Raw genomic sequence first — 16,731 nt, forward strand, 5'->3', positions numbered from 1 at the left:
CAGACTATGGAGATCACTGCCACCCGCCCGGGACAGAGGGGAAGCGCGGTTAGCACCGGGCGGTGTCCCCACGGGTGTTACCGTGGTTCACATCATGAAGGTTCTTCTGCTGTGCTGGCGAGATTCAGGTCACCCCGAAGGAGGTGGCAGCGAGGTGTACCTGGAACGCGTCGCAGAGTACCTGGCGTCCCCCGGGGGAGGAGGACACGACGTCACCTTCCGCACCGCCCGCTACCCGGGTTCCGCACCGGTGGAGCACCATGACGGTGTGACCTACGTCCGTGGCGGCGGTCAACTGTCCGTGTACCCGCGGGCCTGGTTGTACATGTGCAGGAACCGGTTCGACGTCGTCGTCGACACTCAGAACGGGGTCCCGTTCTTCGCCCGCATCTTCGCGGCGGGGCGTCCTCCCGTCGTCCTGCTGACACACCACTGCCACCGCGAACAGTGGCCCGTGGCGGGACCGCTGCTGTCCCGAATCGGATGGTTCACCGAGTCACGCATCTCGCCCCTCATCCACCGGCACACCCCCTATGTCACCGTCTCCGAACCCAGCGCCGGCGACCTGGTCGACCTGGGGGTCGACAGGGACAGGATCACCGTGATCCGCAACGGGGTCGACAGTCCCGACCCAGAAAACACGAACCCGGACAACACGACTCCGGACGTCACCGGGAGAACCCACCTGGTTACCCTGTCCCGCCTGGTGCCCCACAAGCAGATCGAGCACGCCGTCCACGCCCTGTCCGCGGTACTCCCGGACCACCCGGGAACTGTGCTGGACGTCATCGGTGACGGCTGGTGGTCAGAGAACCTGCGCCGGTGCGCCGCCGACCTGGGGGTCGCCGGCAGCGTCATCTTCCACGGACACGTCACCGAGGCGGTGAAGCACCGCATCCTCGCCCGCGCGGACGTCCACCTTCTGCCCAGCAGGAAAGAGGGGTGGGGCCTGGCGGTCATCGAAGCCGGACTCCACGGCGTCCCCACCCTCGGCTACTCCTCCTCGGCAGGACTGCGTGACAGTGTGGTCGACGGCCGGACCGGCATCCTCGTCGACTCCGAAGGGGACCTCATCACCGCTCTGGGCGGGCTCCTCGACAACCCGGTCCGGCGGCGGGAACTGGGGGACGCCGCCCGCGCCCGCGCCCTGAGTTTCTCGTGGGACGCGACCGGAAAAGCATGGCAGAAACTGCTTGCAGACCTTGTCCGGGAATCGCGACATTCCACCAGGTAGGCGGGTGAATTGGAGGTTACTTACCACTTCTGTGACCTGCGAATTTAAGGTTACTTTCAGTCACTCGAATCGTGGTCGTGAAAAGAATTTCGGTACAGTGGATGCGGTGATCTTCACGGTTCTGATGACGGGAACCGTACGACGACTGCTGGAGGATGATGCCGTGTGACTGCCGTGCGCGCCCGTGACCTGTACAAGGTGTTCGGGAAAAAGCCTGGTGAAGTGGTACGTAGACTGAAAGAGGGGGCAGACCGCAGCGAGCTGACAGGCCTGGGGACGGCCGCTGTGATCGACGTGAATTTCGATGTCGAAGAGGGGGAGATTTTCGTCGTCATGGGCCTGTCCGGGTCAGGGAAATCGACTCTGATCCGCATGATCAACGGACTCTGGAAACCCACTGCGGGAACAGTGGAGGTCATGGGGGAGAACATCGCGGAACTCGACGGAAAAGCGCTGCGTGACCTGCGCGCCCGACATGTGTCGATGGTCTTCCAGCACTTCGCCCTCCTCCCGCACCGCACAGTGAGGGACAACGCCGCCTACGCCCTGGAGATCCGCGGCGTCCCCAAGGAGGAACGCCTCGCGAGCGCCGACAGGTGGCTGGAGAAGGTCGGACTCCGGGGCTGGGGCGACAGCCTGCCCGGCCAGCTGTCCGGAGGAATGCAGCAGCGCGTCGGCCTGGCCCGCGCCCTGGCCGCCGAAACCGACATCCTGCTCATGGACGAAGCCTTCTCCGCCCTCGACCCCCTCATCCGGTCGGAGATGCAGGACCAGCTGCTCCAACTGCAGCATGACCTGCACAAGACCATCATCTTCATCAGCCACGACCTCAACGAGGCGATGAAACTCGGCGACCGCATCGCGATCATGCGGGACGGTCGGATCGCCCAGATCGGCACCGCCCACGAGATCCTCACCAACCCCGCCGACGCCTACGTCGCCGAGTTCATCGCCGACGTCGACCGCTCCCGCGTCCTCACCGCCGCAGAGATCATGACCCCCATCGAAGAGTTCGACGCCGAAGAACGCGAAGACACCGGCAGTTTCCCGAAGGTCGAGGCCACCGACATGGTCTCCGAACTGTTCGAACAGTTCGGAGACCATGTCGGTGGCCTCGACCTTCGGGAAACTGCCGGTGTCTTCGCGTTCTTCGGCGTCGNCCCCGGACAGCACAACCGACCCCCGGAAGGAGGCGTAGGCCGTGGGAACCATCGCCAACCCCGACGTCCCCCTCGGAGACTGGATCTCCGACTTCATCGACTGGTTCACCGGCGCCTTCGGATGGCTCCTCGACTTCATCGGAACCGTCCTCGACGGACTCTACGACGCCTTCTACTGGGTACTCGGTTCCCCCACCTACCCGTGGCTGGTCGTCATCTTCGGCCTCATCGCCTGGGCCAGCGTCAGCTGGAAGGCCGGCATCCTCACCGCGGCAGGTTTCTACCTGGTCCGGGCCGTCGACGAATGGGTCCAGGCCATGGAAACCCTCTCCCAGGTGCTCGTGGCCGTGCTCATCGCCGTCGCACTGTCCGTACCCCTGGGCATCTGGGCGGCGAAGTCACGCACCGTGTCCGGGGTGGTCAAACCCGTCCTCGACTTCATGCAGGCCATGCCCGCACTGGCCTACCTGGTGCCCATCATCGTCATCTTCGGCATCGGCGTCACCCCGGGAATGATCGCCACCCTCATCTTCTGCATGCCCCCCGGGGTCCGGTTCACCGAACTGGCGATCCGCCAGGTCGACCAGGAGACCGTCGAAGCCGGCAGGGCGTTCGGCGCGTCGAACACCCACATCCTGTTCCGCATCCAGCTGCCGCTGGCACTGCCCACCATCATGGCCGGAATCAACCAGGTCATCATGCTGGCACTGTCGATGGTGGTGCTCGCCGGAATGGCCGGCGCGCCCGGCCTCGGAGCGGACATCACCAGTGCGATCAGCAGTCTCAACGTCCCGCTGGGAGTGAACGCCGGTATCGCCGTCGTCATCCTCGCCGTCTTCCTCGACAGGGTGACCGCGGGTCTCGGCAACCGGACTCCGCTGGCCAGGGCACAGCGCAACGCGTAGGAGGAGAACAACCATGACCAGCACACCATCCGGCACCCGGAAGCCCGGCCACAGCGCCCGCACCGTCTGCGCCGCACTCGCCGCAGGCGTCCTCACCCTCTCCCTGGGCGCGTGCGGTGCGAAGAACTCCAACGACGAAGTCACCGGAGCGGGGGATGAGGGCGGGTCCTACGCCGCCAGGTTCGCCGACTGCGTCCCCGGCGAGGACTCCGCCGACCTCACCACCACGGACGTGGACGCCGACAAGTCGATCACCGTCGCCGCCTTCAACGGCTGGGACGAATCCTTCGCCGCCTCCCACCTGCTGCGCTACGTCCTCGAAGACGAGGGGTACACCGTCGACATCCAGTCCCTGGACGCCGGCCCCGGCTACACCGGCGTGTCCCGGGGCGACATCGACCTCATCATGGACTCCTGGCTGCCCGTGACCCACGAAAGCTACCTCGAGCAGTACCGGGACACCATCGAACCCCTCGGCTGCTGGTACGACAACGCCAGACTCACCATCGCCGTCAACGAAGACTCACCGGCGCAGTCCATCGCCGACCTCAGAGACGACGCCTCCGACTACGGCAGCCGGCTCGTCGGCATCGAACCCGGCGCCGGGCTGACCGAACAGGCCAAGAAGGCCGTCCGGGCGTACGACCTGGACGACTGGAACTTCCAGATCTCGTCGACCCCGGCGATGCTCGCCGAACTGAAGAAGGCGACAGACGCCGACGAGAACATCGCCGTGACCCTGTGGCGCCCCCACTGGGCCTACGACGCCTTCCCCGTCCGCGACCTGGAGGACCCCGAAGGGGCCATGGGAGGGGCGGAGAACATCCTCAACTTCTCCCGCAGCGGATTCTCCGGTGACAACCCCTACGTCGCCCAACTGCTCAAGAACCTCGTCATCGATGACGAGCACCTCTCATCCCTGGAGAACGTCATGTTCTCCGACGAGAACTACGGGGGAGAGAACCTCGACGCCGCAGTGGCGGAATGGGCGGAGAAGAACCCCGACTTCATCGACGCGTGGAAGGCCGGCACGCTGGGGAAGTGACGCGCACCGGACTGCGTCGAACCGGCCTACCCCACGTCTACAGTGGGCATGATGATCAACGACTTAGTCGCGACCGCTCCGGACACCGTGTCTGTGGTATCCGCGGTGTCCGGGGTGGCGTCCTCGGTGTCGTCCGCGGTGTCCGGCGTCATTTCCGACCTGCAGCACCAGGTGGACGCCCTTCCCCCGGTCCTGCAGTTTGTCGCCGTGTTCGTCCTCGCGGTCGTCCCCGTGATCGAAGGTGACATCGCCGCCGGTATCGGCATGGTCGCCGGCGTGGACTGGGAGTTCACTTTCGTCGCCGCAGCCGGTGGCACCGCACTCGCCGCCTGGGCCGGCGCCCTGTGGGGCTCCCGGATCACGGAGCGGCGGCGTAGCCGCACGCTCCCCCGCGATGACGCTGGGGCTGCAGCGGACACGGAGGACGCCGTCGATGTGGTCCCTTCACGCCGCCGCGCCGCGGCCGACCGGATCCTCGCCAGGGTCGACCGCTACGGCCTGGGACCCGCGATGGTGCTGTGCGGTTTCGTTTCCCCGGTGGGGCTGAACACCTTCGTGCTCGCGATGGCAGGGTTTGACCGGCGACGCCTGGTGGTCTGGGGCGTGGTCAGCGCCGTGCTCAACGTCGGGATTGTCGTGGCCGGGACCACCGGAGTGCTGCACCTGCTGCTGCACTGACCCCGGTGCCGTGGTCGCCCGGTGATCAGCGTGTTCCGTTCCTGGATCGTGGCGTGGTCAGATGCATACGGCGCGCCGGGTCATACTCTGTTCTCATGCCCGATTTCCTTCGTTCCGTTCCGCTGGTCGGAACCCAGGCCACGGTGGTCTTCCTCATTGTTGGTCTGATCTGCCTGCTCGCACTGTCCCGACAGATGCTGTGGCGCCCCGGAACAACCCGTCGACGGAGGTTGACAGTGCTCTGCACTGTCGCCGCTGTGACCGTCATTGTGTGTGCGGCCCTGTTGGTCTACGTCGTCGTGGGCATTGACGTGGGGCTGTCAGAGATCCCTCCGGCAGCACTGGCCGGTGGTGTTCTCACGGTCGTTGCGGTCGTAACCGTGGTTACCGGGTTTGTCGGCTGGATGAGGCAGGACCGAGGCACGCGGGGGACCCTGCGGCCCGTTCGTTCGTCTGTCCTGGTCGGCGGTGTGCTGCTCACCTCGGTCCTCCTGCTCAACGTTGCGTTCAATCTGTACCCGGAGGTGGGATCATTGCGGCCAGGTAAGGCCTATGAGGAGACTGATGCCTCGGATCTCCCGCGGGCAGTCGGTTCCGACGGCACAGTGTCTGTCACGGACTGGCAGGACCAGGATGAACACACCTACCAGGGGGGAACGCAGCCGAAATACGGGTCCGTCGTCACTATGCCGGTGCCCACGCCGGCATCAGGATTCGCGGCACGGGACGCGCAGGTGTACCTGCCACCTGCCTGGTTCTCTGAGCCCCGTCCCGCACTGCCTGTCCTGGTGCTCATGGCGGGGATCCCCGGTGCTCCGTCCCAGTGGTTCGGCAGTGGACGTGTCGGTGATGTCGCCCACCGCTACCAGCGGACCCACGGTGGATTGTCTCCTGTGGTCGCCGTGGTCGACGCAACAGGATCTACCTGGGGAAATCCTGTGTGCACAGACTCGCCGACGGCGAAGGTCCAGACCTTCCTCAGCAAAGATGTTCCGTCCTGGCTTGTCGGCCGTTTCGACGCTGACCCCGACCAGTCCCACTGGGCGATCGGCGGCCTGTCCTACGGAGGAACGTGTGCGTTGCAGGTGGTGGCGAATGCCCCCGAGGCCTACGGGATGTTCCTCGACTTCTCCGGAGAGCGGCGTCCGACAGCCGCAGACGGCAGCCACGAGACGACTGTCCGGGAATTCTACGGCGGGTCACAGGCGGCGTTCGCTGCCGCCAATCCGGAGGATCTGTTCCACGCACATGCCTCTGACGGCAGGTATGCGGACGTGGTCGGATGGTTCATCGCAGGTAAGCGGGACAGTTCTGTGCGTAACGACCTCAGTGCCCTGGCGGACGCCGCACAAGCGGCAGGCGTCGATGTCACCGTCCAGACGGTGCCCGGGGCCCATGACTTCGGTGCGTGGCGTGAGTCCATACGCCGAGCCTTCCCCGCCGTGGCCGAGCATGCAGGACTGGCAGGATGATGGGCTCCCGATCCGGCGCTGTGATATTGATGAGAGCATGAGTTTGGCCCGCTACCGGATCTCGCTGACCGTGGTCCTCGACCAGTTCTTCTTCATCTTCGCTGCCGGGGCGGCGCTGTGGCTGGCTTGGCTGCTGTTCACCGAGGCCTTCGATGTCGGCTGGGCGGGGACGGTGTATCTGGTCGCCTTCTGGGCGTTGCTCGCTTATTTTGTGCTGCCCCGTGTGCACCGCATCTTCGCTGCAATTTACTTACCCGGTTACTTCATCGGTCGTACCCGTACCAGCGACGGTCTCCTCGGTGACCCGGTGAATGTGGCTGTGCTGGGTGACCAGTCTCAGATTGAGACGGTGATGGCGGCTGCCGGGTGGACCCGGGCGGATCCGGTGGATCTGTGGTCGTCGATGCGGATCGTGGCCTCGGTGATCATGCGGAGAAGTTACCCGACCGCACCGGTGAGCCCGCTCTTTCTCTTCGGCAGGCTGCAGGATCTGGCGTTCCAACAGGAAGTCGCGGGAAACCCGGCGAAGCGACATCACATCCGGCTCTGGCGCACACCGGACGAGTGGCTGCTACCCGGTGGTACCCGGGTGGACTGGCTCGGCGCGGCCACTTTTGACCGTGCAGTGGGTTTATCCCTGTTTACCCTGCAGATCACCCATAAGATCGATGCTGACATCGATGTCGAGCGTGACTACGTCACCGCGTCAGTCATGGACACCGGCATCGGCGCAGAACTGGAAGTCATGACTGACTTCGCTACCGGCTACCATGCCCGCAACGGCGGAGGAGACTCAGTGCGTACCGACGGGAGTCTGCCGGTCATCGACCTCAGGAAAATCCACCGTGATGACTGAGCGGCGCCGTCACCGGGAGAAGCGTCCCGCCGGAGAGTTTCTCGCCGCCCTAGGTGACTCGGGCGTCCCTGAAGTTGATCCCGGGCGTAGACCGGCTGGGGTCTCACTCGGTATCGCTTTCCTCCTGCTCCGCGCGCTGAGCGGCGTGCTCTGGTTGATTGATCTGGTGACCAACTGGGACACGGTGGTTTCGACGGATCCGAACGGCAAGTGGGGCGCGCTGGCTTTCGCCGTGCTGCACATCGGCTGGACAGTGCTGCTACTGGCTCTCATCCGTTCCCTGTGGCGGGGATCGGATGTGACCCGGCTCGTGGTGCTGTCCTGGACGACAGTGAACATCATTATTTTCGCGGTCGGCTACTTTGCCTGTGGTCAGCAGATCGTCCTGAGTACTTCTCTGCTGGCACTTCCGCTGGACATCCTCGTCCTCCTGGCCTTGTCCGGCAGAGATGCCCGCGTCTGGACCCGGGCCAGGACTGAGCTGAGGCACCGGGCCAGAGGGAAGCGCCGGGCTACTTTGTCATAGGGAAGGCGAGCACGTCGCGGATCCCGCCGCCGACGATGAGCATGACCAGCCGGTCCACTCCGATACCCATGCCACCGGTGGGGGGCATGCCGAACTCGAGTGCCCGGAGGAAGTCCTCGTCGACCTCCATGGCTTCCGGATCACCACCGGCTGCGAGCAGGGACTGGGCCTCCAGCCGTTCGCGCTGCAGGAGCGGATCAGTGAGCTCGGAGTAGGCGGTGCCAAGTTCCGTACCCCAGGCGACGAGGTCCCAGCGCTCCACGACACCGTCGATCGACCGGTGGGGCCGGGTCAGTGGCGAGGTTGACGCAGGAAAGTCGACGTAGAACGTCGGCAGGGTCGTCCGGCTTTCCACGAAGTCGCCGTAGAGCTCCTCGAGGAGATAGCCGTGGTCCCAGTCCGCGCGCCACGGATAGTCGATGGCGTCCGCCACACGATGCAGTTCCTCCACAGGGGTACCCGGAGTGACTGCCCATCCTGGCTCCGGGGTCCGGCCGCGGGCGGTCAGTTCTTCGGTGAGTGCGGCGGTGACTGCCTCATAGACACTCACCACAGGCCACTGCCCGGAGATGTCGACGAGTGCGCCGTCAGGGCCGGTCACTGCGGGTCGACCATGGACGGCGATCGCTGCGGCACAGATCAGTCGGCGGGTGAGGTCCATCATGTCGTAGTAGTCGGAGTGGGTGCGGTACGCCTCCAGCACAGTGAACTCCGGGTTGTGGGTGGCGTCTGCACCTTCGTTGCGGAAGTCCCGGCCGAGCTCGTAGATCCGGTCCATCCCGCCGCAGAGGAGCCGTTTGAGGTAGAGCTCCGGAGCTATACGCAGGTAAAGGTCGATGGAGTAGGCGTTCGAGTGGGTCATGAACGGTCGGGCGGATGCGCCACCGTGTGTCTGCTGGAGTACGGGGGTCTCCACTTCAAGGTATGCGTCAGCGTCGAGGACGCCACGCAGCGCCTTGAGGACCGCCGCGCGAGCCCTCAACCGGAAACCTACCTGTGGGTTGACAGTCATGTCGAGGTGCCGGTTTCGCAGCCGCGTCTCCGGGTCGGTGAGACCTGAGCGGGTGTCCGGCAGGGGGTGCAGGGCCTTGGCCTCAATCCGCAGACTGTCGGCCAGTACCGACACCGTGCCGTTCCTGGACGCGCCGACCGTACCGGTGACCTGCACGAGGTCGGCCAGGTCGAGGTCGTGGATTCGTGTTGTCGCGGCCGGACGAGAGGCTTCAACGAGGATCTGACAGCGGCCTGTGGAATCCTGCACATCGAGGAATGTCACTCCACCGAACCGGCGGCGCGCCATGATGCGCCCGGAGACGGTCACCGGTGTGTCGGCATCCAGTGTGGTGACGTCCCCGCAGCCGACGGTGGGCTTCACGGCGACGGGCCACGGGTCTACTCCGGCTTCACGTAGTCGAGCGGCGGTGGACATGCGGACCCTGACCTGCTCAGGAATCCGACGGTGCGGTCGAACCGGGTTGGCGACCTCGTCGCGCCAGGTGGGAACGCGGGCGAGCGCCGCCTCCGCAGCAGGGCCGTGCACAGGTTCCGGAGATGTCGAGCGGCGGGCCAGGATCCGGGCGCCGGGCAGCGACGAGAGGTCGGGGATGAAGCCCTCGGCCATGCCGGAGGCGACACCGACGCGCACGACGGAGGTGCTCTCGCCGTAACAGAGGTAACGCGGCACCCACTGCGGGTTGTACTTCTCGTTGGAACGGTACAGGGCCTCCATCTGCCACCACCGGGAGAAGAACACGAGGACGCGGCGGTTGAGCCTGGTCAGCGGGTCGGTGCCGATGTCACTCTCGGTGGCGAAGATCCGGCGGAAGACCGCGAAATTCAGTGACACGCGGCGTGGTTCAGGCACACTTCCTGAGTTTTCCGCCTGCCCGAGGCACAGGTCGACGACCATCTTCTCGACCGTGCCGTTGGGCGCGGCGGGGCTGCGCCGCATAAGGTCGAGGGACAAGCCGTCGGGACCCCACGGCACGAGGGAAAGCTCGGCGACAACCTCGCCGTCCACGAGTGCCTCGACGAGTACGCAGTCTCCGTCGCCGGGGTCTCCGATGCGGCCCAGCGCCATGGAGAATCCACGCTCGTCAGTGGTATCGCGCCAGGCCTCCGCCCGTTCGTCGACCCGGTGAAGTTCCTCGGCGGTGAGTTCGTGGTGTCGTCGGGTGCGGACGGTGACACCGGAGCGGCGGGCCCGGGACACGGCCTGCCGCAGAGAGCGGAACTCCGGGGAGGACAGGTGCAGGTCGGCGGAGTGGAGCACGGCCTCGTCACCCAGCCGCACTGCACTGAGACCGTGACGTGCGTAAGCGCGGGCTCCGGTGTCGGAGGCGCCCATGACTGCCGGCGTCCATCCGTAGGACGCTGCCATCGCGGTCCAGGCACCGATCGCCGAATCCCAGGCCGCCGGGTCGCCCAACGGATCGGCGGCGGCGAGGCAGACACCGTTTTCCACGCGGTACGTTATCGCCGCGCGGCCGTCGGGGGCGTAGAAAACGGATTTGTCGTGACGGAAGGAGAAGTAGGCCAGGGAATCGGAGCCGTTGAACCGGGCGACCATGGTCCGCAGAATTTCCTCGTCGGTGTCGGACAGGGCGTTGCGGTCTCCGCTGGACCGCAGCAGGACCATGACACCGGCGATGACGGAGAACGCGGAGAGCACTGAGACAGTGAAGCGGATGAGGGCGGTGGGCGATCCACCGAGTACACCATGCTCGGCGATATTCACGCCGACCGCGTGCTCGAGAACCCACCACCACCGGTCGGAACCGGACAGGCTTCCGGGCCAGAGCGAGACAAGGACGGCGCCGACAACGGCGGTCGCTGTCACACCGGTCAGCCAGCAGCCCAGACCACGCCACACTGATCCGCTGCGGGTGCGGGCACGGAAACTCCGGTAGCCGAGGAGCAGACCCACGAGAATGACAAGCTGGATCACGCAGCCGATGATGAACAGAGGCCAGGGTCCGTCATAGATAGTCTTCAGGCTCGCCTCGACGATGATGGGCAGGTCTGGGTCACTGAGTAACGAGTCATCTCCGGGTCCACCGTTGGAGACGATGACGATGAAGGCGACGAGATTGAAGATGTTGAGCGCCGCGAACAGGATCGTCCAGATGAGCCAGCCGAGCCGCTTGCCAGCGAGGAGAGCGCCGCCGAGGAAGAACAGTGCCACACACCAGGCGAAGGAGGGCGGCAGCGGGAAGAACAGCAGATCCAGGGCAGCCCGCACGGAGCGCACGTTCCTGTCGATGTAGGTCAGCAGGACGATGAAGGCACCGAGCAGGGCGTAGCCGGTGAAGAGAACCCCGAAGAATCGTGGGAGCCGGCGGTCGGGGGCCTTCGCAGGTTGGTGCTGTGCAACCGATATCGGAGCGGTTGCGATCAAGGTCGGGGACGAAGTAGTCACGGAAACTCCCGGGGATGAGGGCGCCAGCTGCTGCGGTGGGTACGAGCTGTGAACGACTGAAGGTGGTGGTGCTCCAGAGACTGATGAGCCCACCGGACAGTGACTGTACGCTGACGGAATATAGTGGAACCGCAGACCGGTGCCATGGCATTTTCCGGCGGAAAGGTGGCGTGCCGATTTCAGCATTTCTCCGGAGACTCTGTCGCCGGGGTGTCGGGGTCGTTCTCCCGGCACCCCGTCCCGCCGCTTGTCCGGCCCGTCGAGTTTGCACCCTCACCGGCCGCTTTCCAGGCAGATGCGCTGCCGGTGAGGGTGTGTACATGACACCGGCGGGGGTGGTCGGAGGAGTTTGGTTCTGGCTGCCATCTCCGCACGGAGTGAATAGGCAGGCCGTCATCGACATACTCACCCCACGCGGTAGAGCGTCCACCTGTCGTCCGACCAGACCAGTTCATGGGGGGACGCCGGGTCGGTGAGTACCGCGGGGACGTCGACACCGGCGTCACGGGCAGCGTCCACCTCGACGAGGACGAGGTCGACACTCGCCTCCGCCAGGCCGTCCGCCCCGTCTGCGGTTCCGGGCGCGGCCTCGGGGGTGAACCCGTCCCCGGAAGCACCCCCGGACGCCAGTTCGGAGAGCAGTTGCACCGTCGTCGGATCACCGTCGACGACTCGTCCGTCGACGATGAGGTAGCCGGGGTCCACAGGTGAGCCGGGCAGCATCTTCAGCAGCGGGTCCAGCACCGGACGTCCGTCGATGAGCCGGTAGTTCCCCGGAGGCCACAGCAGGGTGTGCGGGTCGCTGAGGTCGGCATTCTCCGCGGCGTCCTCCACCGCGTCCACGGCATCGGCATACCCGCCGTCCAACGCCACCGGACGCAACTGTGCCAGATCGGCGGGAAGCAACGGGACCTGCAGGAACGCCAGTGCTCCCGCCAGCAGGACCGGGACAGGCGAAGTAACCCGCGGCACCAGCACATCGACCCGCGACACCAGCATCACCAGTGCCGGCAGCGCGAGCACCACGAATTTCTGGATGTCGCGCAGCAGCCCCGCCCCGGGCACGGTCTCCAGCACCTCACCGAATAGTGTCAGCCCCGGCCCAGTCGCCAGCAGAGCCGGCACCACCACGGCCACCCCACCCAGCGCCGACAACCGTCGCAGGCCACCGGTCCACCCACTCCGCCGCCACAGCACCACCGCCACCGTCACAGCGGCCACGGCGAGCAGTACGCCGGCGGGCGGCAGCCGGTGGTCGGGCACGGCGTCCGCGTTCCAGATTCCTCCGAGTCCGGCGAGTGCACCGGGTGTGCCGACCCACGGTTCCGCCCGTGCGGCGAACAGTGACGCTCCGGCGGCGTCCGTGAGCGTGCCCGCGGCGTCCCCCAGTGAGGGGAGCACCCACGGCAGTGACAGCACCGCACCCGCGACCAGCGGCAGCACAGTGAACCGCCGCCGGCCGGACGCCACGACCGCGGTCACTACGCCGAGGATCAGCCCGGTCGGCGTCAGCGCGCACACGGTCAGTGCCACCACGAGTCCCACCGCCGACTGTGCCTGGCGTCCCTCCACCGCCAGCCACGCCACCAGCGGAAGCAGCATTCCGGCCGCGACTACCGACCAGTGCCCCTGCAGCAGCCGCTCCGCAAGGTACGGGTTCCACAGCACAAGGAACGCCGCGAGTGCCTGGCCCACGCACCCCGCACCGAACTGCCGCGCCAGCAGGGATGCCCCCCACGCACCCGCCACCCCGCAACTGCACATCAGCAGGCCGACGACCACCGGTGGCGGGACCAGCGGGGACAGGACCGCGAGAACGGCGTCCTGCGGGACGGCCCTGGCCACACCGTCCGCCCCGGTGGCAAGGTCGTTGAGCGCCATGGACCCGGGCACCGACATGTCGCGCAGCAGCAGTGCATTCCTACGGTCCCACCCTGTGACGACCGCGACGACGAACGGCCACAGCACCACGGTCGTCATAATGACGCACCACGACAGACGCCACCGGTTCCCCGTGGGGGACCCGGTGGCGGCGGATGTGGCGGAAGACACGGATGCAGCGTACCCGCTGTCGGGGTGCCTATCCCCGACGGGAACCGCGGTAGACCACGAACCCGACGACCAGCAGGAGCACTCCGACAAGACCGGCACCCCACGGAATGTACTGTCCGATCAGGTCCATGCGGGCGATACCGTCCTTCGCCCGCTGCATCTGGGCGTCAACCGTCGCCTGGTTGAACTCGCCGGGGAAGTACAGGGCGGTCCGGGTCGGATCGGCGAGCTCCTTCTCCCGGTTCTCGGGGCTGGCCATCTCCCGGGCCTCGGCGTCACTGCGCGCGTAGTACATCCACACTTCCTCGGACCCCTTCACGATCACCCCGGTGTCGGGCTGGACGTGGAGGGTCCGCTTGACCGTGTAGTACCGGGACATCTGCACTTCGGGGCCGGTCTCGTCGTCAGCAGCCCACCCTCTGACGTCGTTGCGGTCGAGACCCCACACCGAGGCGGGGAACTTCAGGCGCAGGGACGCCAGGGACGCCTTGTCCGCGGCGGACAGTTCCCCGTCGGCGTTGAGCCGGGCCTCGACATTGGGGTACAGCTCTGTCGGCTCGATGACCTGCTCGAAACGGTAGACGGTCTCGCCGGCGATCTTCTCCTTGTCGACATAGTCGATGTCCTGGCTCTTGAGCACCTGGCCGTCGAAGTAGGGGTACGCCTTCTTCTCGGTGCCGAACGGGAACTGGTACTGCAGGCCGTCGCGGACGAACTCGGGGGTGTCCTCCTCGGCGGTGCCGCCGCCGACAGCCGGTGCGGTCATGTCGAAGGAGGAGACGGGACGGTCGACGGGGAAGGCGGTCTTGCGTGTCAGGGTGACCCGGTCGACCGTGGCGGAGATCAGGTTCCGCGGTTCGGCGAGGTCCGTCCTGAACACGGTGTTGCCGGCCTCGAGGGTCAGTTCCTTGTCCGTGGTGGGTTCCTGGGCGATGATGTGCCGCTGGTTCTGCAGGGGAACGTCGCGCCAGATGAAGCAGGACACCGTGCGGGTCTCTCCACGGCACTCGGGCCGGGACGCGTTGTCGCCGACGGGCCTGCCGGCGGCCAGGGCTGCCGCGTCGAGGAGGCGTCCCTCGACCTCATTGGTGACGGTGTAGGACTCGATGTCCTTCGGCAGCACCTTCCCTTTCGGCAGGACGTAGACCGGCAGAGCCAGGGCGACAGCGATGAGCGCTGCGCCGACGACGATCAGCGCGTGGGAGAGAACCTTTTTCATGGTCGCTAGTTTAACGGTAGAAACCTGGGCCACGGGGGTGGAACGGGCCAACGGTAGTGTCAGAGGGACCATGTCGACGACCACACCACCCCAGAAAACCGGCCAGCCGACCGGCCGGACGACCGGACGACGCCCGTTCCTGCCCGCCCTGGAAGGCCTGCGTGCCGTCGCCGCGTTGGGCATCATCGTCACCCACACCGCCTTCCAGACCGGCAACGACACCGGGGCGGTGGTCAACCGGATCATGGCGCGCACCGACTTCTTCGTTCCCGTGTTCTTCGCTCTGTCCGGATTCCTGCTGTGGCGTCGGCATTTCGCCGACCGGGGGGACTGGAGGGGCTACTACGTCAGACGGTTCGGCCGGATCATGCCCGCCTACCTGGTCGTCGTCGTGGTGGTCCTCGTGCTCTTCCCCGTCGCAGGGGACCCGGGACCGCTGCAGGTCACGGCCACCCTCCTGCTCCTGCAGAACTACGTCCCCGACGGTCTGGTCGGAGGTCTGACCCACCTGTGGTCACTGTGCGTGGAAATGTTCTTCTATCTGGTCATGCCCCTGCTGGCACTGGCCGTGGGCCGTCGCAGCCGCCGTACCCGGGTCGTGGTGATCGTGGGGGTGGCCGTCCTCGCGGCGTTGTGGCCCTTCCTCGCCGGGCCCCGTACCGGCGGGATCAACCCGCACATCATGCCCTGGGCGTTCTCGGGCTCCTTCTGCGTGGGCCTGCTCGCCGCGGAGGCCGAGGGCCGGATGCTGGACGCCGGGGGCGGCGGATCCTCCCGGTCGGTGGAGTCGGTGCGCCGGTGGGCGGGACGTCGGTGGTTGTGGGCCGGACTGGCCGCGGTGATCCTCGTCGCGGCGTCCTTCGACGGCCCGGAGGGACTCACCGCGGCCAGTCCCGCGGAGTTTTTCCGCCGGACCACGTGCGGGGTGCTCTTCGCCGCGGCGCTCGTCGTCCCGGTGGCCCTGCAGCCCCGGTCACGTTTCCTGGAGAGTCCGGTGATGCAGGCCCTGGGCAGGTGGTCGTACTCGGTGTTCCTGTGGCACATGGCACTGCTGTCCCTGGTGTTCCCGCTGACGGGTGTCGGGCTGTTCAGCGGCGGGGACCTGGCGGTGCTGGTGGGCACCGTGGTGGCCGTGGCACTGACTGTCCCGGTCGCGGCGCTGAGTTACTCGCTGGTGGAGGAGCCTGCGCGACGGGCGGTGTCCCGGTGGTGGTCGTCGCGCCGGGCAGACGGTAACGGCAGTACCACGGCGGTGAGGCAGGCCACGAACAGCAGCTGCACGGTCAGTGACGCTCCGGCGTAGTCGCCGCTGAGCCCGCCGCCGCCCCACGGTCCACGGGTGAACAGGGCGGTGGCCGCCGCACCGGTGACAAGGAGAATGTGGCGGGCACGGATGCCAGCGAGCAGCTTCACCGGGGCGGGGACTTTCCGGTGGCCGGTCGGGCGGCGGTACCGGAGGGCGGACACGAGGACGCCGAGGGTGACCGCGGCGACGGCGAGGCCGGCCGGCCCTGCGAGGATCCACGCCACCGCACCCCAGGCCGGCACTGCTGCGCCCACCCGGATGCGCCGACGCAGAACGCTTCCGGCCTGTCCGCGTGCGAGGTGCTCCTGCGCGCCGTCTTCCGCGTACCCCGCTGTGCGGTCCGGGGTGGACCCCGCTGTGATGCCCGGGGTGTGGTCGGGTGTGCGGTCCGTTTCGGCGGCAGGCACGGTCCTCCGCGACGACCGCAGGAGGAGCGCCCCGGTGGCGAGCAGGACCAGTGCGGCGCCGAGACCGACGGCGAGCCACGCCCGGTAGACCGGGGTGGCGGTGAACTCCGTGCGGACGGCGGCGGCGAGGTCGGAATCTGACAGTGATTCCAGCGACGGCAGGGTCGCCGACAGGGACGCCGGCACGCTCCACCCCTGCTGCCACCCGTTGACCGTCACCGGGTCGAGGGTGACCGACTGCCCGTCGAGTTCGAGGACGGCTGAGCGGCCGGGATTGACGGAGGTGGGGGTGAGCACGATCCTGTCGTCCGGCCCGGACGTGTCGGATGTGCCGGCCGGACCGGCCTCCGGCTCCCCGGACGTGCCGGCGGGGCTCTCCCCGGAGTCCAGGGTCACCCACCGGGCCGTGGACCGTACCTCATGGTCCCCCGGGGACAGGGTCACCGTGTCACC

General features: G+C 66.9%; 11 protein-coding genes and 1 pseudogene. 9 read left to right on the forward strand and 3 right to left on the reverse strand.

The annotated features are described in order from the left end of the window. Positions 1-94: 94 nt before the first annotated feature. The 8 genes and pseudogenes from E0E18_RS10460 to E0E18_RS10495 all read left to right on the forward strand — a co-directional run bounded on the left by E0E18_RS10460 (position 95) and on the right by E0E18_RS10495 (position 7,876). A complete protein-coding gene (locus E0E18_RS10460; protein WP_202616729.1) occupies positions 95-1,234 on the forward strand; it encodes a glycosyltransferase family 4 protein in 1,140 nt (379 codons plus the stop codon). Between the two features lie 165 nt (positions 1,235-1,399). Next, a pseudogene (locus E0E18_RS10465) lies at positions 1,400-2,236 on the forward strand (quaternary amine ABC transporter ATP-binding protein); the annotation flags it as partial. 199 nt (positions 2,237-2,435) lie between these two features. Then, a complete protein-coding gene (locus E0E18_RS10470; RefSeq protein WP_066586502.1) occupies positions 2,436-3,299 on the forward strand; it encodes an ABC transporter permease in 864 nt (287 codons plus the stop codon). Positions 3,300-3,312: 13 nt separating this feature from the next. Further along, complete coding sequence (locus E0E18_RS10475) at positions 3,313-4,344, forward strand: glycine betaine ABC transporter substrate-binding protein (RefSeq protein ID WP_130840704.1); 1,032 nt, start codon at positions 3,313-3,315, stop codon at positions 4,342-4,344. A gap of 51 nt (positions 4,345-4,395) precedes the next feature. After that, positions 4,396-5,022: a hypothetical protein gene (locus tag E0E18_RS10480; RefSeq protein WP_130840707.1), complete on the forward strand. Its 627-nt coding sequence runs from the start codon at positions 4,396-4,398 to the stop codon at positions 5,020-5,022. 95 nt (positions 5,023-5,117) lie between these two features. Next, the gene (locus tag E0E18_RS10485; RefSeq protein WP_130840709.1) at positions 5,118-6,494 is read left to right on the forward strand and encodes an alpha/beta hydrolase; all 1,377 of its coding nucleotides are present in this window, start codon (positions 5,118-5,120) and stop codon (positions 6,492-6,494) included. Then, the gene (locus E0E18_RS10490) at positions 6,475-7,350 is read left to right on the forward strand and encodes an LssY C-terminal domain-containing protein (RefSeq protein WP_237559741.1); all 876 of its coding nucleotides are present in this window, start codon (positions 6,475-6,477) and stop codon (positions 7,348-7,350) included. The genes E0E18_RS10485 and E0E18_RS10490 overlap by 20 nt, the downstream gene beginning before the upstream one ends. Further along, entirely contained in the window at positions 7,343-7,876 is a 534-nt protein-coding gene (locus tag E0E18_RS10495; RefSeq protein WP_130840711.1) for a hypothetical protein, read from the forward strand. The genes E0E18_RS10490 and E0E18_RS10495 overlap by 8 nt, the downstream gene beginning before the upstream one ends. On the opposite strand, the gene lysX is transcribed toward E0E18_RS10495, so the two are convergent. From lysX to pgfA, 3 genes are all read right to left on the reverse strand, one after another. After that, complete coding sequence (gene lysX, locus E0E18_RS10500) at positions 7,863-11,294, reverse strand: bifunctional lysylphosphatidylglycerol synthetase/lysine--tRNA ligase LysX (RefSeq protein WP_237559742.1); 3,432 nt, start codon at positions 11,292-11,294, stop codon at positions 7,863-7,865. The two genes, E0E18_RS10495 and lysX, sit on opposite strands and share 14 nt — an antisense overlap. A 405-nt stretch (positions 11,295-11,699) precedes the next feature. Next, positions 11,700-13,346 carry an MmpA family trehalose lipid delivery protein gene (locus tag E0E18_RS10505; protein WP_130840715.1) on the reverse strand — a complete coding sequence of 549 codons (1,647 nt, stop codon included), beginning with the start codon at positions 13,344-13,346 and terminating at the stop codon, positions 11,700-11,702. 28 nt (positions 13,347-13,374) lie between these two features. Next, positions 13,375-14,565 (reverse strand): cell envelope lipid trafficking protein PgfA, encoded by a 1,191-nt coding sequence (gene pgfA, locus E0E18_RS10510; RefSeq protein ID WP_130840717.1) that lies wholly within the window; start codon positions 14,563-14,565, stop codon positions 13,375-13,377. A 70-nt stretch (positions 14,566-14,635) separates the two neighbouring features. Here pgfA and E0E18_RS10515 point away from each other — a divergent pair, with 70 nt between their 5' ends. After that, complete coding sequence (locus E0E18_RS10515; protein WP_237559743.1) at positions 14,636-15,868, forward strand: acyltransferase family protein; 1,233 nt, start codon at positions 14,636-14,638, stop codon at positions 15,866-15,868. The last annotated feature ends 863 nt before the right edge of the window (positions 15,869-16,731 follow it).

It is taken from the genome of Corynebacterium neomassiliense, from assembly GCF_900626215.1.
GTDB lineage: Bacteria > Actinomycetota > Actinomycetes > Mycobacteriales > Mycobacteriaceae > Corynebacterium > Corynebacterium neomassiliense.

Bases quoted from the DNA above. Each gene is read 5' to 3' on its own strand.
- E0E18_RS10460 (WP_202616729.1), top strand. From the start codon at position 95: ATGAAGGTTCTTCTGCTGTGCTGGCGAGATTCAGGTCACCCCGAAGGA.
- E0E18_RS10475 (WP_130840704.1), top strand. From the start codon at position 3,313: ATGACCAGCACACCATCCGGCACCCGGAAGCCCGGCCACAGCGCCCGC.
- E0E18_RS10480 (WP_130840707.1), top strand. From the start codon at position 4,396: ATGATCAACGACTTAGTCGCGACCGCTCCGGACACCGTGTCTGTGGTA.
- E0E18_RS10485 (WP_130840709.1), top strand. From the start codon at position 5,118: ATGCCCGATTTCCTTCGTTCCGTTCCGCTGGTCGGAACCCAGGCCACG.
- E0E18_RS10490 (WP_237559741.1), top strand. From the start codon at position 6,475: ATGCAGGACTGGCAGGATGATGGGCTCCCGATCCGGCGCTGTGATATT.
- E0E18_RS10495 (WP_130840711.1), top strand. From the start codon at position 7,343: ATGACTGAGCGGCGCCGTCACCGGGAGAAGCGTCCCGCCGGAGAGTTT.
- pgfA (WP_130840717.1), bottom strand. From the start codon at position 14,565: ATGAAAAAGGTTCTCTCCCACGCGCTGATCGTCGTCGGCGCAGCGCTC.
- E0E18_RS10515 (WP_237559743.1), top strand. From the start codon at position 14,636: ATGTCGACGACCACACCACCCCAGAAAACCGGCCAGCCGACCGGCCGG.